This window comes from Pseudomonas sp. C9-3 (genome assembly GCF_032392015.1).
Lineage (GTDB): Bacteria > Pseudomonadota > Gammaproteobacteria > Pseudomonadales > Pseudomonadaceae > Pseudomonas > Pseudomonas nitroreducens.
Genome location: NZ_CP135919.1, coordinates 2942348 through 2964511, shown reverse-complemented (window position 1 = coordinate 2964511; position 22164 = coordinate 2942348). Strand labels below are relative to the sequence as shown.

17 protein-coding genes are annotated in these 22164 nt (G+C 66.9%); 3 read left to right on the top strand and 14 right to left on the bottom strand.

Translation table 11 applies throughout. The features are described 5' to 3' along the window. Positions 1 to 34 precede the first annotated feature (34 nt). A complete protein-coding gene (locus RS899_RS13205) occupies positions 35 to 808 on the top strand; it encodes an AraC family transcriptional regulator (RefSeq protein WP_038803620.1) in 774 nt (257 codons plus the stop codon). A gap of 23 nt (positions 809 to 831) precedes the next feature. Here the strand turns inward: RS899_RS13205 and RS899_RS13200 are convergent, their stop codons facing one another. The 4 genes from RS899_RS13200 to RS899_RS13185 all read right to left on the bottom strand — a co-directional run bounded on the left by RS899_RS13200 (position 832) and on the right by RS899_RS13185 (position 4342). Beyond that, positions 832 to 2118, bottom strand: coding sequence for an FAD-binding oxidoreductase (locus RS899_RS13200; protein ID WP_315810165.1), 1287 nt, complete (start codon positions 2116 to 2118; stop codon positions 832 to 834). Then, positions 2115 to 2858 carry an amino acid ABC transporter ATP-binding protein gene (locus RS899_RS13195; protein ID WP_054907101.1) on the bottom strand — a complete coding sequence of 248 codons (744 nt, stop codon included), beginning with the start codon at positions 2856 to 2858 and terminating at the stop codon, positions 2115 to 2117. Before RS899_RS13195 ends, RS899_RS13200 begins: the two co-directional genes overlap by 4 nt. Continuing rightward, on the bottom strand, positions 2855 to 3511 hold the full coding sequence (locus tag RS899_RS13190; protein WP_038803618.1) for an amino acid ABC transporter permease: 657 nt from the start codon (positions 3509 to 3511) through the stop codon (positions 2855 to 2857). The genes RS899_RS13195 and RS899_RS13190 overlap by 4 nt, the downstream gene beginning before the upstream one ends. 72 nt (positions 3512 to 3583) lie before the next feature. Further along, positions 3584 to 4342: an ABC transporter substrate-binding protein gene (locus RS899_RS13185; RefSeq protein ID WP_054907100.1), complete on the bottom strand. Its 759-nt coding sequence runs from the start codon at positions 4340 to 4342 to the stop codon at positions 3584 to 3586. Between the two features lie 177 nt (positions 4343 to 4519). Here RS899_RS13185 and RS899_RS13180 point away from each other — a divergent pair, with 177 nt between their 5' ends. After that, on the top strand, positions 4520 to 5296 hold the full coding sequence (locus tag RS899_RS13180) for an IclR family transcriptional regulator (RefSeq protein ID WP_315810164.1): 777 nt from the start codon (positions 4520 to 4522) through the stop codon (positions 5294 to 5296). 34 nt (positions 5297 to 5330) lie between these two features. Here the strand turns inward: RS899_RS13180 and RS899_RS13175 are convergent, their stop codons facing one another. The 6 genes from RS899_RS13175 to RS899_RS13150 all read right to left on the bottom strand — a co-directional run bounded on the left by RS899_RS13175 (position 5331) and on the right by RS899_RS13150 (position 15403). Then, positions 5331 to 9299 (bottom strand): response regulator, encoded by a 3969-nt coding sequence (locus tag RS899_RS13175; protein WP_315810163.1) that lies wholly within the window; start codon positions 9297 to 9299, stop codon positions 5331 to 5333. Between the two features lie 46 nt (positions 9300 to 9345). Beyond that, on the bottom strand, positions 9346 to 10470 hold the full coding sequence (locus tag RS899_RS13170) for a response regulator (RefSeq protein WP_054907097.1): 1125 nt from the start codon (positions 10468 to 10470) through the stop codon (positions 9346 to 9348). Between the two features lie 115 nt (positions 10471 to 10585). After that, positions 10586 to 11152, bottom strand: coding sequence for a cysteine dioxygenase family protein (locus RS899_RS13165; protein WP_054907096.1), 567 nt, complete (start codon positions 11150 to 11152; stop codon positions 10586 to 10588). Positions 11153 to 11273: 121 nt separating this feature from the next. Then, positions 11274 to 12038: a precorrin-6A synthase (deacetylating) gene (gene cobF / locus RS899_RS13160; protein WP_315810162.1), complete on the bottom strand. Its 765-nt coding sequence runs from the start codon at positions 12036 to 12038 to the stop codon at positions 11274 to 11276. Between the two features lie 148 nt (positions 12039 to 12186). Next, a complete protein-coding gene (metE, locus tag RS899_RS13155; protein WP_315810161.1) occupies positions 12187 to 14499 on the bottom strand; it encodes a 5-methyltetrahydropteroyltriglutamate--homocysteine S-methyltransferase in 2313 nt (770 codons plus the stop codon). Between the two features lie 109 nt (positions 14500 to 14608). Next, positions 14609 to 15403 carry an AraC family transcriptional regulator gene (locus RS899_RS13150; protein WP_169938459.1) on the bottom strand — a complete coding sequence of 265 codons (795 nt, stop codon included), beginning with the start codon at positions 15401 to 15403 and terminating at the stop codon, positions 14609 to 14611. Positions 15404 to 15489: 86 nt separating this feature from the next. Between RS899_RS13150 and panB the strand changes: the two genes are divergently transcribed. Then, complete coding sequence (panB, locus tag RS899_RS13145; RefSeq protein ID WP_054907092.1) at positions 15490 to 16314, top strand: 3-methyl-2-oxobutanoate hydroxymethyltransferase; 825 nt, start codon at positions 15490 to 15492, stop codon at positions 16312 to 16314. 66 nt (positions 16315 to 16380) lie between these two features. Here panB and RS899_RS13140 read toward each other — a convergent pair whose 3' ends face one another. The 4 genes from RS899_RS13140 to RS899_RS13125 are packed head-to-tail and all read right to left on the bottom strand — an operon-like array spanning position 16381 to position 22135. Next, a complete protein-coding gene (locus tag RS899_RS13140) occupies positions 16381 to 18480 on the bottom strand; it encodes an HlyD family efflux transporter periplasmic adaptor subunit (RefSeq protein WP_315810160.1) in 2100 nt (699 codons plus the stop codon). A gap of 5 nt (positions 18481 to 18485) precedes the next feature. Beyond that, positions 18486 to 19826, bottom strand: coding sequence for an efflux RND transporter periplasmic adaptor subunit (locus tag RS899_RS13135; RefSeq protein WP_315810159.1), 1341 nt, complete (start codon positions 19824 to 19826; stop codon positions 18486 to 18488). Further along, positions 19819 to 20604 (bottom strand): efflux RND transporter periplasmic adaptor subunit, encoded by a 786-nt coding sequence (locus RS899_RS13130; protein ID WP_054907089.1) that lies wholly within the window; start codon positions 20602 to 20604, stop codon positions 19819 to 19821. Before RS899_RS13130 ends, RS899_RS13135 begins: the two co-directional genes overlap by 8 nt. Then, positions 20585 to 22135 carry a TolC family protein gene (locus RS899_RS13125; RefSeq protein WP_315810158.1) on the bottom strand — a complete coding sequence of 517 codons (1551 nt, stop codon included), beginning with the start codon at positions 22133 to 22135 and terminating at the stop codon, positions 20585 to 20587. Before RS899_RS13125 ends, RS899_RS13130 begins: the two co-directional genes overlap by 20 nt. Between the last annotated feature and the right edge of the window lie 29 nt (positions 22136 to 22164).

The window sequence follows — 22164 nt, the reverse complement described above, 5'->3', positions numbered from 1 at the left end:
GCCCTACGCTGCGGGCCTGGGCGGAGGGAAAACAATGAATGAAGAAACCGAGCGCACCCGCGAAGTGGTCACGCGCTACCACCAGTGCTGGATGAATCGCGACGTTGAAGGCGTGCTGGCGATGTTCCATCCGCAGGTGCAGTACTGCGACTTCTACAACGACCTGGAAATCCCCGCCAGCGAGCTGCCCGGCTACATCCGCACGGCCATGCCGCGCAGCCCGCAGCATCACATCGAGCATATCGACCAGATCCGTGCCGATGGCGACACCGCGTTCATCCAGTACCGCTCGCGCCTGACGCTGCGGCGCAGCAGCCGGCTGGCCTCGTTCCGCGCCAGCGAGGCGATCACCGTGCGCGATGGGCTGATCTGGCGTGTCCATGAGTACGCCACGCCCGTGCGCGAGCAGCGCGAGGAGGGCGTCAAGGACCAGCGCCGCCTGGGGCTTAACTCCGCGCAGGTGGGGAAGATGCTGCTGGATATCGAATCCTACTTCGGCAGCGCCCATCCCTATCTCGATCCGGAGATGGACCTGGAGCGCCTGGCGCGGGCCACCGGCTATACGCGCAACCAGATTTCCTACCTGCTCAACCAGGTGCTCGGGCAGAGCTTTTACCGCTACCTGAACCAGGCGCGCATCGGCCACCTGCTGGAGCGCCTGCGCGAGGAGCCGGCGGCGCGCATCGACGAACTGGCGTTCGCGGTGGGCTTCAATTCGTTGTCGGTGTTCTACCGCTGCTTCCGCGAGCACACCGGGCAGCCGCCGCGTGCGTACCTGGCGGCCATGCAGGAGGGAGGCCCGGCCTGACGCAAGCGTCAGGCCGGGCTCGGTCAGAGGACCGCGTCGAGCAGCCGGTACCAGGCGATACCGACGCCGAGATAGAGGCGCTGCAGCCCGTGGAAGGGGATCGGCCGCACCGGCGTGACCGGGAAGGGGAAGTCCTTCTCGCGGTCCAGCAGGCGCTCTGCCAGGTGGCGGCCCAGGGCGGAAGCCATGGCGATGCCGCGGCCGTTGTAGCCCAGCAGGATGCTCAGGTTCGGCGCCGGTTCGTGCAGCCGCGGCATGAAGTCCGGCGTCAGCGCCACGCGGCCACTCCACTGGTACTCGAACTCGACCTCGGCCAGCTGCGGGAACAGCCCCAGCAGCGAACCCTTCAGATGCAGCCAATCAGCGGGCGAGCGCGGCTCGGCGAACGGGCCGCGGCCACCCAGCAACAGCCGGCCGCGTGCGTCCTGCTTGAAGTACAGCAGCAGGCGACGGGCATCCGAGCAGACCTCACCACCCGGCAGCACGCTGCGCCGCAGTTTCTCCGGCAGGGGTTTGGTGGCGACGATGAAGCTGTTGGCGGCGATCACCGTCTGGCGCAGCTTCGGCCACAGGTCGTCGGTATAACCGTTGGTGGCGAGGACAACGCGCTCGGCAGTCACGCTGTGCCCGGTGGATGTGGTGAGCTGCCAGCCGCTGCCGTGGCGGCGCAGCCCGGTCACGCGGTTGTGGCCGTGAATCACTGCGCCTTCGGCCAGCGCGGCGCGGGCCAGGCCACGCACGTAACTCAGCGGCTGCACGCTGCCGGCGCGCGGGTCGACCCAGGCGCCGAGGTAGTCGTTGCTGCCGATGCGCTGGGCGACGCTGCTCTTGTCGAGCATCTCCACCGGCACGCCGCGCTGGCGCCACTGCTCGGCGCGTTTTTCGATGGCGCGCAGGGCGGCCGGGGAGGCGGCCGGTTGAATCCAGCCCTTGCGGGTGGCTTCGCAATCGATGTCGTAGCGGTGGATCAGCTCGAAGACTTCATCGGCAGCGCCCCCGGCAACTTCGATCAGGCGCTCGGCCTTGTCGCCGCCGAACATCCGGCGGAGGTCATCGGGATCATGCTTGAGGCCGGGAATCACTTGCCCACCGTTGCGCCCGGAAGCGCCCCAGCCGGGTTCGCCGGCGTCCAGCACGCAGACGCGTACGCCATTGCGGGCCAGGTGCAGCGCCGTGACCAGCCCGGTGTAGCCGGCGCCGACGATGGCGACGTCGGCCTGCTTGTCTTCAGCCAGCGCCGGTGTTGCCGGGCCGGCGTTCGCGGTGGCCGCCCAGAGCGAAGGCGGCAGTACCAGGGGCTGGGCGTTCATGCCTGGCCCCCGTCGGTGTTGAGCAGGCGGCGGAGGAATTCCTGGGTGCGCGGCTGGCTCGGCGCGCCGAGCACGTCCTTGGCCGCGCCTTCCTCGACGATGCGCCCGCCATAGAGGAAGCACACCTTGTCCGCCACTTCGCGGGCGAAGCCCATCTCGTGGGTCACCACGACCATGGTCATGCCTTCGTCGGCGAGCTTGCGCATCACCGCCAGCACTTCACCCACCAGTTCCGGGTCCAGCGCCGAGGTCGGCTCGTCGAAGAGGATTGCCTTGGGCCGCATGGCCAGGGCGCGGGCGATGGCGACGCGCTGCTGCTGGCCGCCGGAGAGTTCGTCCGGGTAGGCATCCATGCGATGGCTCAGGCCGACTTTTTCCAGCAGCGCGCGGGCATGCTCGCGGGCCTCGTCCGGGCGTTCCTTCTTCACGTACACCGGGCCTTCCATCACGTTCTGCAGCGCGGTGCGGTGGGGGAACAGGTTGAAGCGCTGGAACACCATCGCCACCTGGGTGCGGATCTCGTGGATGGAGTTGGCGTGGCGGTCGACACGCTCCTGGCCGACCAGGATGTCGCCGCCCTCGTAGGTCTCCAGCCCGTTGATGCAGCGCAGCAGGGTGGACTTGCCCGAGCCGGACGGGCCGATCAGGCACACCACCTGGCCGCTCTCCACGGACAGGTCGATGCCTTCGAGGACGCGGGTGCTGCCGTAGCTTTTGTGCAGCGACTGGATGCGGATCATGCTTTCTTCCTCGTGGCGATGCGCGCTTCGAGGCGGCGCAGGGCGTACGACAGCGGCAGGCTCAGGGCCAGGTAGAGCAGGGCCACCAGGGTGTAGACGGTCATGTTCTCGAAGGTCGAGGAGGCGATCAGCTGGCCGGCGCGGGTCATCTCGGCCACGGTGATGGTGGACACCAGCGAGGAGTCCTTGAGCATCATCACCAGGGTGTTGCCGTAGGGCGGCAGGGCGATGCGGAAAGCCTGCGGCAGCACCACCCGGCGCATGATCATCGGGCCGCGCATGCCAAGGGATTCGGCGGCTTCGATCTGCCCCTGCTGGATGGCCTGGATGCCGGCGCGGAAGTTCTCCGCCTGGTACGCCGAGTAGGCGATGCCCAGGCCGATGATGCCGGCCTGCATGGCGCTGAGCTGCACGCCGAAGTCCGGCAGCACGAAGTAGATGTAGAACAGCTGCACGATGATCGGCAGGCCGCGGATCACGTTGACCACGGAGATGCCGAACAGCGCCACGGCGCGAATCTTCGACACCATCATCAGGGCGAAGGCCAGGCCGATGAGCGAGCTGAGCAGGAACGACGCAATCGTGACCTGCACGGTGACCACCGCGCCACTCAGGAGAATGGGCAGGAAGTCCAGAGCATTCTGGAGAAACATGGGAAGTGTCCGTGAGCGTAAATCAGAGAGCGCCCGTAGCCGGGCGCAGGAGGCGCGCGAGAAGGGCGACCGTCAGTCCAGGTGCCACTTGTCGATGATGCCGGCGAGGGTGCCGTCGGCCTTGATGCTGGCGATGCCCTTGTTCACCTGGGCGAGCAGAGCCGGGTCGCCCTGGCGCAGGATCAGGCAGACCTCGCCCTTGATCTGCGGCTGGTAGCTGTCTACCAGACGCACCTTCTTCAGGCTGCCCTTGGCCATCTGGTAGGCGAGGATCGGGTGGTCGCCGAAGCCGGCCTTGATGCGCCCCAGGGCCAGGTCGCGAGTGAGGTCGGCGAGGGAGTCGTAGCCGCGCACTTCCTTGAAGATGCCGCGCTGGTTGAGCTTGTCGATGAAGATGGTGCCAACCTGGGCGCCAACGATCTCGCCCTTGAAGTCATCCATGCTGGTGTAGGCCTTGTCGTCGTCGGCGCGTACCACCAGGCCTTCGCCGTACTCGAACACCGGGTCGGAGTACTGCACCACTTTCTCCCGCTCGGGAGTGCGCAGCATGGCGGCGGAGATCAGGTCGATCTTCTTCGCGGTGAGCGAGGGGATCAGTGCGGCGAAGGTGGTCTGGGCGATCTCCACTTCGAAGCCGCCGGCCTTGGCCACGGCCTGTGCGGAGTCGACCATCATGCCCTGGATGCTGTTGGTCTTGACGTCGAGGAAGGTAAAGGGAACGCCGGTGGCGGTGGCGCCGACTTTCAGAGGTTCGGCCTGGGCGGCCAGGGATGCGGCACAGCTGGCGACGAGCGCGAGGGCGCAGGAAAACACGCGGAGGCGAGGATGCATGGATGAACTCCCATTTGACGCGGTTTGTTGTCTTTATGCGTTATGGATAGCCTCGAGTATCGGCAGGAGGCGTTGGTCGCAATATAAATGATTTACAAAAATCGTAAAGAGATTTATAAATATCGCATATCGATATTTGCAGTCTAATAAGAACCTGATCCTTCGCAAGGACGAGACATGAGCGACAACGAAAACAGCCTGTTCAACCAGTCGCTGGAAAAGGGCCTGGCCGTGCTGCGCGCCTTCAACGCGCGCAGCCGCACCATGAACCTGGCGGAAGTGGCGGAGGCCGCCAACATCACCAAGAGCTCCGCGCAGCGGATGATCCATACGCTCGAAGCGCTGGGGTATGTCTGCAAGCACCCGCAGACCAAGCGCTTCCAGCTGACCCCGCAGGTGATGGAGATCGGCTACAACTACCTCGCCGCCGACACCCTGGTAGATGTCGCCAACCCCTTCCTCGCGGAGCTGGCACAGACCACCGGCGAAACCACTAACCTCACCGAGCCAGTGCGCACCGACATGCTCTACGTGGCGCGTTTCGTGGGGCCGAAATTCATCCCGATCCACCTGCCCATCGGCAGCCGCATCCCGATGTACTGCACCGCTTCGGGCCGCGCATTCCTCAGTGCGCTGAGCGACGACGAGGTGCTGGAGCTGCTGCGGGACAGCGACCTGTCCAGTCACACCCAGTACACCCGCACTTCGCTGGAGGAAATCCTCGCCGAGATCGCCAAGATTCGCCGCAAGGGCTACGCGATCAATAGCGAGGAACTGTTCCTGGGGGACATGGCGGTGGCCGCGCCGGTGCGCAACAGCCAGGGGCGCCCGGTGGCGTCGGTGCATGTCGTCGCACCGACCAGCCGCTGGACCCGCGAGGACGCCGAGCGTCGCCTGGCACCGGCGGCCATCGAGTGCGCGCGGGCGATCAGTACGTCGATCAGGACGCTTTGACGCGACGCTCGGCCAGGGGCGGGCCGGCCCGCCCTCAAGGGTGCAGCTGAAGACTCGAGGGCTCGTCTTCCAGCAGCCGCTGCAGATGCACCAGCGCCTGCTCGAAGTCGAAGCCTTCGATGGCCGCGGCCACCTCCTGCAGGTGGGCGGCCCTGGGCCGATCCTGATAGAAGCCCTCCAGGCGGCCGGCGAGGTCGCCGGCGCTGGTATCGCTGTGCAACAGCGCGTCCTGCAATCGGCGGAGCAGGGCGCTCGCCTCGGCATCCGCCATGCGGGGCTGGGCCACGGGTGACTGTGGCGACGCGAGATGGCGTGCGAGACCGGCCAGCACCACTTCCAACTCTGACTGCAAATCGACAAGTAGCCGCGAGATCGAGGTTTGCGGGGCGTGCGCCTGGCAGGCGTCCTCCAGAGCCGTGGCCGCCCTGGCCAGCGACTGGGCGCCAATGTTGGCAGCCGCGCCGCGCAGGGTATGCGCCGCCCTGCGATGCGCCTGCGGATCGCTGCCAGGGTCCAGGGCGTGGAACTCGTCGACGAAACCCCCGTAGCTGGTGTGGAAGCGGCGCAGCAGCCGTTCATAGAGCCCGGCCTTGCCGGCGCAGGTGGCGAGCCCTGCGCGGGTATCGATGCCGGGCAAGGCGAGCTGGCCACGTCCCTGCTCGACGGCAACAGGGGCCTCGGCAACGGCCTCGCGCTGCCGCGGTTTTATCCAGCGTGACAGGGTGAGGAACATTGCGGGCGGGTCGATGGGTTTGGCGATGTGGTCGTTCATGCCGGCGGCCAATGCCAGTTCGCGGTCGCCTGTCATGTTGTTGGCGGTCATGGCGATGATCGGCAGCTGTGCCAGCTCCGGGTGCAGGCGCAAAGCGCGGGTGGCCGCGTAGCCATCGAGCACCGGCATCTGGCAGTCCATCAGCACGCAGTCGAAACGCTGGTCGACGGCCAGCCTGTCCAGTGCTTCCTGGCCGTTGCAGGCGAGCACGATCTCGATGCCGGCGTCGCCCAGCAGCTCCATCGCCAGCTCCTGGTTCAGCTCGTTGTCCTCCACCAGCAGCATCCGGCTGCCGGCCACGCTGGCCAGGGCATCGTCGGTGGCGCTCTGCCGTTCCCGGCTACGTGGTTCGACGAAACTCTGCCTGCCCAGGGCGATGTTGATCGACTCCAGCAGGGTGGAGGGCGTCACCGGCTTGGTCAGCACGGTGCCCAGTTCGACACCGCGTTCCTCTGCGGCCTCCAGTGCTTCTTCGCGGCCGAAGGCGGTGACCATGATCACTGCCGGGACATTCTCGCAATGGCCATCGTGCAGGCGCCCGACCACTTCGATACCGTCCATCCCCGGCATCTGCCAATCCACCAGCACCAGTTGGTACGGCAGGTGCCGCTGTTCGGCCTCGCTGATCCACTCCAGCGCTTCACTGCCGTTGCGCGCGACGTCGACTTCCAGTCCGTAGCTCAGCGCCATTCCCGAGAGAATCTCGCGGGCCGAGGCGTTGTCGTCGACCACCAGCGCCCGCACGCCCAGCAGCTCGTCCGCCCGCAGCATGCGCCGGGGCGCAGCGGTCGAGGGGATGCCGAAGTGCGCATGGAAGTGGAAGACGGAGCCCTTGCCCGGTTCGCTGTCCACCCAGATGCTTCCGCCCATGAGTTCCACCAGGCTTCGGGAGATCGACAGCCCCAGCCCCGTACCGCCATAGCGGCGCGAGGTGGATGAGTCGGCCTGGATGAAGGACTGGAACATGCGCCCGCTCTGCTCGGCGGTCATGCCGATGCCGGTATCGCGCAGCCAGAAGTGCAGCTGCGCCTCCTGGGCGCCGAGGGCAACCGGCTCGATGCCGAGGACGATTTCCCCGCATTCGGTGAACTTCACCGCGTTGTTGCCCAGGTTCAGCAGGATCTGCCCCAGCCGCAGCGGATCGCCGACCAGCGAGGTCGGCAGTTCCTGGCTCAGCTGGAAGAGTAGCTCCAGGGACTTTTCCTCGGCCTTGAAGCCGACCAGGCCGGAGAACTGTTCGAGCACGTCTTCCAGGCGGAATTCGACGTGCTCCACGTTCATCATCCCGGCCTCGATCTTCGAGAAATCGAGGATGTCGTTGATGATGCCGAGCAGCCCCTCGGCGGAGCGATTCACCTTCTGCACGTAGTTGTGCTGACGGGGGTTCAGCCCACTCCTGAGTGCGAGGCTGCTCATGCCGATGATCACGTTCATCGGCGTGCGGATCTCATGGCTCATGTTGGCCAGGAACTCGCTCTTGGCCCGTGTCGCTTCCTCGGCCAGCTCCCTGGCTCGCTGGGTCTGCTGCTCGGCCTGCTTGCGCTGGGTGATGTCGTACAACCAGCCCAGCACGGCGAACTCGCCCAGGTGATGGATGGGCAGGAAGGTCGCGAGGATGTCCCGCTCACCACCGTGGCGGTCGCGCAGTCGCATTTCGCGCTCGACCATTCGTTCCCCGGCCTGCATCGCGCTCCACACCGCCTCGCGGTCCGCCTGCTCGACGTACAGCCCGGAGGTGGCATCGCCGACCTTGAGTCCGAAGGTCTCGATGAAGGCGGGGTTGGCCAGGTGCAGGTAATCCCGGGTCGAGATGGCGACGCTGACCGGGCTGCAATCGAGGATGTACTGCAGGCGCTTTTCGCTTTCCTGCAGCGCGAGCGACTGCTGCTCCATCAAGTCGGCCTGGGTCAGGGTTTCCGCCAGCAGTTGCTCGGTGCGTGACGTGCGCTCGAGGATTTCCAGGTTCATCGCGAGCAGCGGGACGACTTCCTCGAGCAGGCTTTTGCGGCTGTGCTCGATGACTTCCAGGCTTTCCAGCGTCAGCACGCCGACCAGCCGTTCACCGTGGATCAGCGGCAGCACGTCGACGAACAGCGCCGGTGCGAAATCAGCTTCCTGGGTGGCTGCATCCTGGCGCAGATGGATCGCCTCGCGCCGCTTCGCGCACTGGCCAATCAGTTCCTGCCCCACGGCAACGCGCAGCGGCAGGTTGGCGTGCGCGGCGTAGCTGCCCAGCAGGACGAGCTCTGCGCTTTCCTCCTCGTGGACATGCAGGCAGGCGCGCCGCAACGCCAGCAGGGGCGCCAGTGCCTCCAGGGTGCGGTCGCCCAGCTCGCGGGAGCCGGCGACGGACTGCATGGCGCTGCTGAGCGAGCCGACCTGGGTCTTTACCCAGCGCTGGTCGGCCATTTGCCTGGCTTCGGACTGCAGGGCGGTGATCGCCCTGGCCATTTCGCCGATTTCGTTGGGGTAGTCCTGGAAGGGCACTTCCGTGTCCAGTTCGCCCTTGCTCAGTGCGTCGACCGAGAGCCGCAGCCGGTCGGCCGGACGGCGAATGGAAAGGCTGATGAGGATGCCGAACAGGAAGCCGCCGCCTACGCACAGGGCGAGGAGCCAGAAGGTCAGTTCGACGCTGCGGCGAAAATGCTCGGAGGCGCGATTGACCTCCAGGTCCGCCCCGGCGCGCTTGATCTGCGCCACTTCGGCCAGGGCCTGGTTGGCCACCTCGCCAGGCCGTTGCAACTGGGTGGAGGACAGCAGGGCGATGGCTGCCAGGTCGGTCGAACGGCCTGCGCTGGCGGGCTGGTCATTGAGTTGCAGCACCCGTTCGACCTGGCCCTGGTACTCCTCGTAGGCGACTTCGAAGCGGGTCAGGTCTTCCTGGGCCAGGGAGCGATAGATCAGTGGGCGTGCCTGTTCAATTTCCTCGCGCAGGGTCGCCTTGGCTTCCTTGAGTTGCGCCAGGGCCTGCTCCCGCGCGCCCGCGTCCGCCGCCAGCACTGCCTGGCGCACGCTCCTGCCGACGCTTGCCAGCGCAACGCGGGCAGCATCGATATGCGACAGGCCGAGCATCTCCTTCTCGTAGATCTGGGTGATGCGCTGGTTCTGCTCGCGCTGGACGTACAGGCTGTACAGGCCGACGAACAGGGCGAACAGCAGGATGCCGCCAAACCCGATCACCAGCCGGGTCCTCAGCTTCAGCCGCTGTAGAAAACCGAGTGGGGTCACCATCGGGCCGTCTCCTGGCGGGTCTGCCCTGGATCGATGAGGAGGGAAATCAGTCGACCGCGCGCGGGGACGATTCGGTGTCTGCGAAGCGTCCGGCGATGCTGCGGAACTTGTCCTGCAGGGCGAGGAAGGCATCGACCACATCGGGATCGAAATGCTGGCCGCGCTGGCCGTGGATGTACTCCACGGCTGCCTCGTGGGGCATGGCGTTCTTGTAGATACGGCGACTGATCAGCGCATCGTAGACATCGGCCACCGCCATCAGCCTGGCCGACAGGGGAATCGCGTCGCCGACCAGGCCCAGCGGATAGCCCGAGCCATCCCACTTCTCGTGGTGACCGTAGGCGATCTGCTTGGCCAGGCGCAGGAAGGGCACGTCCATGCCCAGGCGCTCCTCGGCCTTCTCCAGGGCATCGAGCCCCAGCGTGGTGTGCGTCTTCATGACGTCGAATTCTTCGCTGGTGAGCCGGCCCGGCTTGAGCAGGATATGGTCCGGGATGCCGACCTTGCCGATGTCGTGCAGCGGCGCCGACTTGAACAGCAGCTGGCGGGTTGCCTCATCCAGTTCGGCGGCAAAGCGCGGGTGCTGCTGCAGGTGCTCGGCCAGCGCGCTGATGTAATGCTGGGTGCGGCGAATGTGGTTGCCGGTCTCGTTGTCGCGGGTTTCCGCCAGGGAGGCCATGGCCAGGATGGTCACATCCTGGATGGCAGCCAGCTCGCGGGTGCGACGCTGGATTTCCTGTTCGAGGAACTCGTTCTGGTCACGCAGGAAGTCGCCGGCGGCCTTGATGCGCAGCTGGTTGTCCACGCGCATCAGCACGGTCGGCGGGTTGATCGGCTTGGTCAGGTAGTCCACCGCGCCAAGTTCCAGGCCGCGGATTTCGTTGTCGGCGGTGCCCTGGGCGGTGATGAAGATCACCGGGATATGGCACGTCTGCGGGTCTTCGCGCAGGCGCCGGCAGACTTCGAAGCCGTTCATGCCGGGCATCATCACGTCCAGCAGGATAATGTCCGGCGGTTCCTCGGAACGGGCGATCTGCAGCGCCTTCTCGCCCGTGCGGGCAGCCTTGACGCGGTACAGCAACTTGAGCAGCTCCGAGAGGAGCGTCAGGTTCTCGGGGGCATCGTCGACGATCAGGACAGTCGGACGAACAACGGGAGCAGGCGCATTCATTGACCATCCTCCGCTGAAAGGGGCGCGCCAGAGCAATTCCTTCTGCGCGTCGATTGAGTATAGACCGCGCCGCGCGGGCCTCTCGGCCAATCGGGCAATCTGCCGGGCAGGGCGCTCAGCCGTTGTGCTCCACCTCGACGAAGTGCCGTGTGCCGGCCTCGACATCGTAGATGTGGTAGTTGTTCATCATCCGTCCGTACAGATGCAGGCTGACTGCCCGCGGGCGGTCGGCCGGGACACCGGTGACGTGGATGTGATCGGGGTTGGGCACGAAGCTGGTCACCGCACCCGGTGGCAGCAGGATCATGCCGCCCTTGACCAGTTCGATGCCGTCGTCGCGCGAGCGGTCGGCCGAGAGGCAGACGTAGCTGCGTTCCTCCAGTACACCCTCGACAATCCCGACCACTCCCCAGCTGCCGTGGTCGTGGACCGGCGTCCACTGACCCGGAGACCAGACCAGGGCGTAGAGCGACAGGTTGTCGTCCGGCGACTGGTAGATCAGGTTGCGCGCATAGTGGGCCGGGTCGCTCTGGTAGTGGTGCGCCTCGAGGAAGTCACCGGCATGGGCAAGCAGTTCCATCATGAAGGGTGCCAGCGAGGCCACGCACTGGCAGGGTTCGGATTCCTCGCGGCTCAGGCGGGTGGCCTGGTCGATGAAGCGGGAGAGGGTGGCATGCGGCATGAGCGGTGCGCTCCGGCGGGTGTTGGCGACACAACGGAAATCACTCTAGTCGCTTTTGCCGAGCCTGCTCGGAACCGCATAGTGCAAAACACGGAACAGGTTGCTCGCCCAGCGTGGGGGCTCAGTCGCCTTTCGGCGCGCGCCGCAGCAGGTAGGTGTCCATGATCCAGCCGTTGGCCTCGCGGGCTTCGCGGCGGGTGCGCTGGATGTTTTCAGCAACCTCGACGAGCCGGCCGCTGCGGAGGATTTCATCGGGCGTGCCGACGTAGGCGCCCCAGTAGATTTCCAGCTGCGGGTCCTCCAGCTGGCGGTAGGTGTCCTCGGCGTCGAGCATCACCACGACACTCTCTGCGTTGTCCGGGAAACCTTCGGCCAGGCGCCGACCGGTGGTGATCTGCACCGACTGGCCGATGGCATTCAGCGGCACCCGGTGGCGCGCCGCGAGGGCCTGCACGCTGGTGATGCCGGGGATGACCTCGTAGTCGAACTGCACGCGCCCCTGGCGCAGGATCGCGTCGAGGATGCGCAGGGTGCTGTCGTACAGCGACGGGTCGCCCCAGACGAGGAAGGCGCCACACTGGCCGTCTGGCAGTTCATCGCTGATCAGCCGTTCGAAAACCTGCTGCTTGGCGTGGTTGAGGTCGCGCACCTGCCCGGTGTAGTCGCCTTCGCGCACGCGCTCGGGGCTGTCGGCCTCGACGATGCGGTAGCCGGAGTGGTTGACGTAGCGCTGCAGGATGTCCCGGCGCAACCGGTTCAGCTTGTCCTTGCTCGCGCCCTTGTCCATGAGGAAGAACACGTCCGCGCGGTTCATCGCGTTGATGGCCTGGACGGTGAGGTACTCGGGGTCGCCTGCGCCGATGCCGATGATGAGCAGCTGCTTCATGTCTGGTCCTGCGTGCCGTGGATCGAAGGGCTTCAAGACTACGCCTGTCCGGCGCCGCGCTCATCTGCCGGATCGACGCGGTAGCAGCAACGTAGGGCGGATAACGCCTGGGGCGTTATGCGCCCTACGGGGCGTCGTCGACCCGCGTTCAGCCCAGCAGCGCCACGTCCTTGCGCAGCTCGCGGGCGGCCGCGACCATGTTCACCAGCGCCGCTTCGGTTTCCGGCCAGGCGCGGGTCTTCAGGCCGCAGTCCGGGTTGACCCACAGGCGTTCGGCGGGAATGCGCTGCGCCGCCTTGCGCAGCAGCTTGACCATCTCGTCCTTGCCCGGCACGCGCGGCGAGTGGATGTCATAGACGCCCGGGCCGATCTCGTTGGGGTATTCGAACTTCTCGAAGGCCTCCAGCAGCTCCATGTCCGAGCGCGAGGTCTCGATGGTGATCACATCGGCGTCCATGGCGGCGATGGACTCGATCACGTCGTTGAACTCGCTGTAGCACATGTGGGTGTGGATCTGCGTTTCGTCGCGCACGCCGGAGGCACACAGGCGGAAGGCTTCGGTGGCCCAGGCCAGGTAGCCGCCCCAGTCGTTGCGGCGCAGCGGCAGGCCTTCGCGGAACGCGGCTTCGTCGATCTGCACGATGCGGATGCCGGCGGCCTCCAGGTCGACCACTTCGTCGCGGATCGCCAGGGCCAACTGGCGTGCCTGCTCCTCGCGAGCGATATCCTCGCGCGGGAAGGACCACATCAGCATGGTCACCGGGCCGGTCAGCATGCCTTTCATGACCTTCGCGGTGAGGCTCTGGGCGTAGCGGATCCACTCCACGGTCATCGGTTGCGGGCGGCTGAGGTCGCCGAAGATCACGGCCGGCTTCACGCAGCGCGAGCCGTAGCTCTGTACCCAGCCGAAGCGGGTGAAGAGGTAGCCGTCGAGTTGCTCGGCGAAGTACTCGGCCATGTCGTTGCGCTCGGCCTCGCCGTGTACCAGCACGTCGAGGCCCAGTTGTTCCTGGATCTCCACGGCATGGCGGATTTCGCTGTGCATCGCCTCGGTGTAGTCGGCGGCGCTCAGTTTGCCCTGCCTGAACGCCTGCCGCGCGAGGCGAATGGAGGCGGTCTGCGGGAACGAGCCGATGGTGGTGGTGGGGAAGTCCGGCAGGTCCAGGCCGGCGCGCTGCTTGACGATACGCTGGGCGAAGGGCGACTGGCGCTGGCTGTCGGCGGCTTTCACGGCGGCCAGGCGGGCCTTCACCTGCGGCTTGTGGATGCGCGAGGAGGTGGCCCGGCTGGCTTGCACGGCGCGGCTCTGCTCCACGGCGGCAAGGACATCCGGCGCTTGCGGTGCATTGACGGCGCGGGCGAGCAGGGCAACTTCGGCGCACTTCTGCACGGCAAAGGCCAGCCAGCTCTTCAGCTCGGTATCCAGCTTGTCCTCGCGCTCCAGGTCCACCGGGCTGTGCAGCAGCGAGCAGGACGGCGCGACCCACAGGCGTTCGCCGACACGTTCATGGGCGTAGCGCAGTACCTCCAGGCTTTTCTCCAGGTCGCAGCGCCAGACATTGCGGCCGTTGACCACGCCGAGGGAGAGAATCTTGTAGGCCGGCAGGCGGTCGAGGATGCTCGGGAACTGCTCGGGAGCGCGCACCAGGTCAAGGTGCAGGCCATCCACCGGCAGGCCGGCAGCCAGCCCCAGGTTGTCGTCCAGGCCGCCGAAGTAGGTGGCCACCAGCTTCTTCAGCGGCTCGCTCTGCAGCAGGTTGTAGGTGCGCTCGAAGGCGTTCTTCCAGGCTTGCGGCAGGTCGAGGGCGAGGATCGGCTCGTCGATCTGCACCCACTCCACACCTTGCGCGGCGAGGCGGCGGAAAATCTGGCCGTAGAGCGGCAGCAGGCGCTCGACGAGGTCGAGCTTGTCGAAGTCGCTGCCCTTGGTCTTGCTCAGCCAGAGATAGGTCAGCGGGCCGATTACCACGGGCTTTACGGCGTGACCGAGGGCATGGGCCTCTTCCACCTCCTCGAACAGTTGCTCCCAGCTCAGCTCGAAATGCTGGTCAGCGGTGAGCTCGGGGACGAGGTAGTGGTAGTTGGTGTCGAACCACTTGGTGAGCTCCTGCGCAAGAAGGGGTTGCGCATGGGCGCCACAGCACCCCGTGCTGGCGCCCCGCGCCATGGCGAACAGGGTCTGCAGGGTCGGCTTGGCGTCGCCATGGTCGCGGAAACGCTCGGGAATCACGCCGAAGGTCAGCGAGTGGGTCAGGACCTGGTCGTACCAGGCGAAGTCACCCACCGGCAGCAACTCGATCCCGGCGTTCTTCTGCACCTGCCAGTGGGCGGCGCGCAGTTCGCGGCCGACGGCGCGCAGGCCGGCTTCGTCCAGCTCGCCTTTCCAGAAGGCTTCCTGCGCCTTCTTCAGCTCGCGGTCGCGGCCGATGCGGGGGAAGCCGAGGTTGTGTGCCAATGCCATGTGAATCTCTCCATTGAATCAATGATGGGGAAATTCTCCGTGGCATGCCTTCATGAGACAAACTCAATGTTCTCGTGATGAACACAAGAAATATTCATGTTGTATCGTGTCAGCTTCCCGCGCGCATCTGCCGCGCCAGGGCACCGGGCGAGGTCCTGAGTTGGCGCTGGAACAGCTCGATGAAAGCAGATGTGGATTCATAGCCCAGCTCGCCTGCGATCAGCGTGACCGACTCACCGCGCTCCAGCCTCGGCAGCGCCGCGAGCAGCCGTACCCGCTCGCGCCACTCGCGGAACGACAGCCCGGTCTCGTCGCGGAACAGCCGCGCCAGGGTGCGCCGTGAGGCGCCGACGCGCTGTGCCCAGTCTTCGATGCCCAGCCGCTCGCCGGGGTGTTCCTGCAGGTGATCGGTAACTCGCCGCAGGCGGGCATCGCGCGGCAGCGGCAGGTCCAGGCCGGAATCCGGCGCATTGTGCAACTCATCCACCAGCACCTGCATCAGCCGGGCTTCCGGCCCATCGTCGGGGTAGTCGCTGGCGAATTCGCTGGCGCGCTGGATGAGGTTGTCCAGCAGTGGCGATATCTCCACGACACGGCACGGCCCCAGCCCGGCGGCGATCTCCGGGGCCAGGTAGAAACTGCGGAACACCACGGCGGTGCGTGCCCGCACGCTGTGCGTCACCCCCGCTGGCAGCCACATGGCGCGCCGGGGCGGGATGAGGCAGGCATGCTGCTCGGTGCTGGCCTCCAGCACTCCGCTGGCGGCATACATCAGCTGGCCCCAGGGATGGGTATGCGGCTCCACGCTGTGGCCAGCCGGCATGTCGAAGGCGCGCAGCCAGACCGGCCGGGGCAGGGCGGCGAAGCCGGGAAGCGCCAGAGGATCCTGTCCCGTCGACGGCATAGCTTGTCTCTCTCACGGAAGTGGGCCACTTGATGCCGATGGTAGCGTCTTCCCCGGTCAATATCAGCCCGTGAAGAGGAAACCGCATGAGTAGCCACCGCCCGCAACAACGCCTGTCCACCCTGGAGATTCGCCAACGCTGCGAGCCCGGCAGCCTGGTCGTGCTGACGGCTTACTCGGCACCCATGGCGCGTTTGCTCGACCCGCACGTCGACGTACTGCTGGTGGGCGATTCGCTGGGCATGGTGCTCTACGGCCTGCCGGACACGCTGGCCGTCAGCCTGGACACCATGATTGCCCACGGCGCCGCGGTGGCCCGTGGCTCGCAACGCGCCTGTGTGGTGGTGGACCTGCCTTTCGCCAGTTACCAGGCGTCGCCGCAGCAGGCCTTCCTGGCCGCCGCGCGGGTGCTCGCGGAAAGCGGCGCGCAGGCCGTGAAGCTGGAGGGCGGCGCGGAAATGGCCGAGACCATTGCGTTCCTGGTCGAACGTGGCATTCCGGTGATGGCGCATATCGGCCTGATGCCGCAGAAGGTCAATGCCCTGGGCGGCTTCAAGGTGCAGGGCAAGGAAGAAGCCGGTGCGGCTCGGGTGCTGCACGATGCCCAAGCGGTGGCATCTGCCGGGGCGTTCAGCGTGGTGCTCGAAGGTGTGCTGGAGCCCTTGGCGCGACAGGTCTGCGAGCGGCTGGAGATCCCGGTGATCGGTATCGGCGCATCCCCTGCCTGCGCCGGGCAGGTGCTGGTGAGCGAGGACATGCTGGGGCTTTCCGGCGAACAGATTCCGCGCTTCGCGCAGCAGTATGTGCGGGTGGACGAGCTGATCTCGGCAGCGGCGCAACGCTTTGCCCGCGAGGTGCGCGAGCGGCAATTCCCGCAGGCGCGGCATTGCTTCGGGATGGCGAAGGATTGAGGCCCGGGAGCGGGTTTCGTCCCTGCGGGCGGATCACGGCGGTGACCCGCTCCCGCAGGGTGGCTGCTAGAACCCGCTTTCGCGCAGGGCGACCGCCAGCAGGCGGGTGAAACCTTCGCCCAGCCAGCTGCGCCTGGCGCCCTCGATCTGCAGGTGCCCGCGGGTCTCGTGCAGGCCCGGCGGCGCGCCGTCGAGCTTCACCAGCACATGGAACAGCGCCGGGTTGGGCACCAGGGTATCGCCCTGCGGGTTGACGTTCAGCGGGCCGCCGTAGCGCGAAGCGAGCATCGGTTGTTCCAGCTGGCTGATGCGCGTGGTGCCGATCAGCACCACCTGGCCTTCGATGGGGGACGGTACGCCTTCGGGGTAGAAGCGCACGCGGCCGCCGTCGGTGAGGCGCTGCACTTCGTCCTGCTTGACGTAGGCATCCACCAGCCAGTGGCGCGGGTCCACCAGTACGCCGATGGGCTCGCGGGTGTTGATCCACTGGCCGGGTTTCCAGTCCGGGTTGACGTCCCGCCACTGGCCGGCAAAGGGCGCCTGGAGGTTCAGGCGCGCCATTTCATTGCGGGCGGCCCGTGCCTGTTGGTACTCCACACCCAGGCGCTGGCGGGTGACGGCTTCCTCTGCGAGGCCGGACGGGTCGGCCAGCATGCCGGCCAGGCGGCCCTGGTAGCCACGGATGCCGGCCTCGCTGCCGCGCACCTTGGCGGCGATGTCAGGCTCTTCCATCACCGCGAGCGTTTCCCCCTGGCCGACCGCGCCGCCAGGGCGCAGGTCGCGCAGCAGTGCCGGGAAGGGGGCATAGACGTGCAGTTGCTGCGCCGCGCGGGCCACGCCCATGGCGTGCACCTGGGTGCGCCATGGGATGGCGAGCAGGAGCAGCACGCCGCCGAACACGGCCAGAAAGACCAGCTTGCGGCGCGGCTTCACTTCCGCGCGGCGCTGCCACCAGACCTTGAGTTCGCGCCACACGGGCTGAACGATGAACCAGCTGATTTCCACGGCGAACAGGAAGATCCCCAGCAGTTTGAAGAAGAAGTAATAGACCGCCACGGCGATGCCGAGGAACAGCAGCAGGCGGTAGACCCACGTGCCAAAGGCGAAGGCCACCAGCGCCCGGCGCTTGCCGGTCGGGAAGTGCTCCGGCCAGGGTTCGTCCAGCCCCAGCAGGTTGCGCCGTAGTGTCGTGCGGGCAAGGGCGCCGGCGCGCTCGTGCAGGTTGGGGAAGTCGAGCAGGTCGGAGGTGATGAAGTAGCCGTCGAAGCGCATGAAGGGGCTGGCGTTCAGCGCCAGGGACAGCGCCCAGCTGGTGGTCGCCAGGTACAGCAGCGCATTGCGCAACGGGCCCGGATCGGCCAGCGCCCAGCCCAGTGTGGAGAGCCCGGCCAGCCCCAGTTCGGTGATGATCCCGGCGCTGGCGATCGCCAGGCGCTGGCGGTTGCTGCGCAGCTTCCAGCTTTCGCCGGTGTCGGTATAGAGCATCGGCCACATCACCACGAAGGCGATGCCCATGTGCGCCACCTTCAACCCCAGGCGCGTCGCCACCAGTGCGTGGCCCAGTTCGTGGAGCGTCTTGGCCACCACCAGGGCGGCGGCAAAGCTGAGCAGTCCCTCGAAGGAGAAGGACTCCACCACGTCATGGGTGAAGGTGTCCCACCGGTGTGTCACCAGCACGATGCCGGCGAGGCTGAGCAGCAGCACCAGCATCGCCACGTAGCGATTGAACAGCCAGTCGAGGCTGCCGGCGATGGCGCGCAGGAAGCGCTGCGGGCGAATCAGCGGGATGCGGAAGAACAGGTAGTGGTGCAACCACCAGTTCCAGCTCATCCAGGAGCCGCCTTCGCTGCGTGCCTGGAGCCGCGCCAGGGCTTCGGCGCCGGGGCGGAGCAACTGGTGTCGTTCGAGGAACTGGCGAAAGCCCAGCACCTGCTCGGCTTCGGGCTTGAGCGCGGTCTGCTCGGCGATCTGCTCGCTGATCTGCCGGGGCGTCTGCTCCCAGCGCAGCAGGCATTCGAACTCCAGCCAGCCGATGCGGTAGAAGCGGTTGAGTACGCTGTCGTGAATCACCCACACCGGCTCGCCGTCCGGGCCGGGTGCGGCTTCGTCGAGGCGCAGGTCGTCACGCAAGGGCGGGGTGGGCAGGTCTTCGGCGGCGATGTCCATCGGAGCTACCAGCCCGTCCAGGCGCGCAGCGAAGCCAGGGGCCGCCGCAGCAGGTAGTAACCGAGCACCACACGTTCGCCATAGAGCTTGGCGGTGCCGTGCAGGCCAAGCCGGGCGTGGGGCGGCGCGTCCTGCACGCTGGCCAGCAGGCGGTAGGAGGCCACGCCTTCCTCACTGGGCTTGGCCTGATAGCTGGTGTCGAGGATTTCCCCATGCAGCGGGTCGAGCGGGTAGGCGGTGAGGAACAGCGCCACCTTTGCCCCCGGCTCCAGCGCTATGGCGTCGGCGACCGGCAGCTGGATGCGCATGCCCGGCGCCTTCGTGTCGGCGATCTGCAGGATGCGCTCGCCGGTGACCACCGGCTTGCCCAGCCAGTCGTTGGGGTCGCTGTACACGGCCACACCGGCACGCGGGGCGAGCACGCGGGTGCGTGCGAGCTGCGCCTGCACGGCGGCCAGTTCGGCCCGGCGCTGGCGGGCGCGGCCGTCGAGCACCGTGAGCTCGCTCTTGCTCTGTGGATTGTCGAAGGCCCGCTGGCTGGCGGCCATCAGCTCGGCATCGGCCACCGCGACTTCCTTGCTCAGCACGTCGGCGCGGCTGCGCAGGGTGGTTTCGTCCAGCTCGAAGAGCGGAGTGCCGACCTCCACGCTCTGGTTGGGGCGAACCAGCATCTTGACGATGACCCCGTCGATCGGCGAGCTGATCACCTGGGCGTTGCGCGAGACGACCTCCGCCGGTGCCAGGGCAGTCTGCCGCACCGGGATCAGCAGCAGCGCGGCCAGCGCGATGACGGCGACCAGCACCTGGCGTTTGCTGGGCCGCCAGTAGCGCAGTTTGCTGCGCGGACCGAAGGAGGCCCAGGCGTGCGCCCAGGTCTGCCAGATGCCTTGCAGCAGCGGTTGCAGGTTGCGCGCCGGTGCTTCGTCGAGGAGGAACAGCACCAGCCCCAGGCGTTTGCCCGCGCGATCATGCAGCGGCACGCACCAGAGGCCGGCCGGCCACCATTCGCCCCAGCCTTCGGCGATATCCGCCGGCGGCGCAGTGGCGTCACGGGCCAGCCAGGCAGGCGTGGCGTCGGGCAATTGCGTGGCAACCCAGCGGCTGGCGCGTTCCAGCCAGACCAGGTAGGGCGAATCCTCGGTGGGTTTGGCCAGCCCGGACACCGCCAGCAGTTCGTTGCGCGTGTCGTGGCAGGCGAACACCAGCGCCTGGTGGAAGCGCAGCAATGGGAACAGGTCGTTGGCGATGCTGAAGGCCAGGCCGCCGAGGGAGTCGGCCGCCAGCGCCCTGTCGCGCACATTGGCCAGGCTCAGCAGCAGCTGGGGTGGCGGCAGCAGCTCACTCATGGCTTTCGGGGAAGCGCGCGACCCCGCTCATGCCGGCGATCAGTTCCGGGTAGCTGGCATCCAGCTTCGCCTCCAGTTCCACGGTCTGCGCCACGGCATCGACGCGCGCGTTGATCACGCTGACCTTGGCCGGGTAGTGCTTGCCGGTCTCGTGGATGTCCACCTCCAGCGGCATGTCCGGGCGCAGGTTGGGCAGCATCGAAGAGGGCACGTTGAGGCGGACTTTCAGCGCGCCGTCGCTGACCAGGTCGAACAGCGGCGTGCCGGCGGAAACCGTCTGGTACGGCTTGACATAGACCTTGGCGATACGTCCGGAGAAGGGTGCATCGACCAGGCAGTAACCGGCCTGCGCCCGCGCCAGGGTGAGGGCGCCGTCGGCCTTCTGTACCTCGGTGTTGGCCATGGCGACCTCCAGGTCGCCCACCGCGTCGAGCTTGCGCAGGTTCTGCTTGGCGGCGAGGTTGGAGCGGGCCATGTTCAGCTCGGCGGCGGCGACCTTGGCGCGGGCGTTGACCTCGACGCAGTTGAGCTGGGCCAGTTCGGCGTCCTTGGCGACCTTGTCGCCGAGGCTGGCCTTGAGCGCGCCGAGGGTGCCGTTCATCTGCGCTGAGAGGGTGGTTTCCAGGGCGGAGACCAGCAGCACGCGGATGGCGCCGGGGTCCTGGCTGTCGGGCAGTGGCGGCAGGCCGCTGGTGGCATCGTCGGCCAGCGCCGGCTGCAGGAACATCAGGCACAACGGGAGAAGCAGGTACGACGGTTTACTGCGCAGGTGCGGCATTGGCGCTTCCTTGTTGACTGCTCGGGGTGCTGCTGGCGAGGAGGTTGGTGCTGGTCTGCTGTTCGAGGGTGCGCTGGATCTCGCGGGCCAGCGTCTTCACATCGTGGTTCTCGATCTCCTTGGGCATCACCTCGAAGCCCACCGAGTTGTACAGGCGGCCCCAGGCGGCCTGGGCATCGGAGTAGGCGGCTTCGCGCTGGTAGCGCGAGAGCAGGTAGCGACCCTCGGCGCGGATCAGCTCCAGCTCGCTGCCCAGGGCGGCGCCACGGGCGGACTGCGCATAGCTGAGCAGGCTCTGGTCGACGCGCAGGCTCTCGTCGGCGAACTCCACTTCCTGGCGCGCCAGCTGGTAGCGCAGCAGGCCGACCCGGACCTGGGTGAGGATGGCCATGGACAGCGCGGTACGGCGCATGTCGTCGGTCTTCTCCTGGCTCGCCTCGGCGGCCTTGATGTCCGGGTACTGCGCCAGGCGCAGCAGGTTCATCGAGACGTTGATGCCGGTCTGGTTCCAGTCGTTGTTGTACAGGTACTTGTTGGAGTCGTACTCGTAGCCGTAGTTGAAGCTCACGTTGGGCCACAGCTGGGCCTTGGCGATCTTCAGGTCGTTCATGTCGACGCGTTTGCGGTACCACTCCTCCATGATTTCCGGGCGGCGCTCCAGGGAGAGCCGTTCGAGCTGGTCGATGTTGTTGGTCACCAGCGGCAGCGGCTGTTCGCCGACGTCGGCCAGGACCATTTTGGTATTCGGCGGCAGTGACATCAGCGCGGCCAGCTCGGCGCGGGCGAACTCCAGGTCCTGGCGGCGCACGGTGAGCATGTACACCGAGTCGAGCAGGGCGCGCTGGTAGGCGAGGATGTCCTGGCGCGGCAGCAGGCCCTTGCCTTCGGCCTCGCGGGCGGAGGTCAGGGCGCGGTGGGTGCGCATCAGCAGGCCGTCCACTTCCGGCAGCAGGCGCTGGGCGCCCAGGGCGCGCCAGTAGGCGTTGCGCACGTCCTGCAGGACGTTCTGCGCGACCTTCTCGCGGCGCTCCTCGGCCATCAGCATCTGGTCGTTCTTCTGCTGGGTGCGGTAGTAGGCGACGCCGAAGTCCAGCAGGCTCCAGGACAGGCCGAGGCTGTAGAGCTGGCGGTAGCGCTCTTCTGACGTCGAGGGACGCAAGCTGACCTGGCGGTCCTCGATGCCGATGGAGGTGCCGCCCGAGTCGTTGTTGCGCCCGGCATAGCCGGCGGAAGCGACCACCCGCGGCAGCATCTCGTGGCTGGTGACGTCGCGCAGGTCGGAAGCCAGCGCGCTTTCCAGCAGCTTGAGGCGGTAGTCGAGGTTGTACTTCAACGCGCGTGCGGAGGCTTCGTAGAAGGTGATCGGCCCGCTGACCGGTTCCTGCTCCTTGTACATCCGTGCCTGGTCTTCGATCACCCGCTGGCGCATTTCCTCCTCGGTGTAAGGCTTGGGCTCGAACGCCGAACAGGCGCTGAGCAGAATACTCACGGTGATGGTGGCGCTCAGGCATTTCAGTGCATAGGCGGGCATGTTCTGTCCTTGATCGATCTGAATGGGTC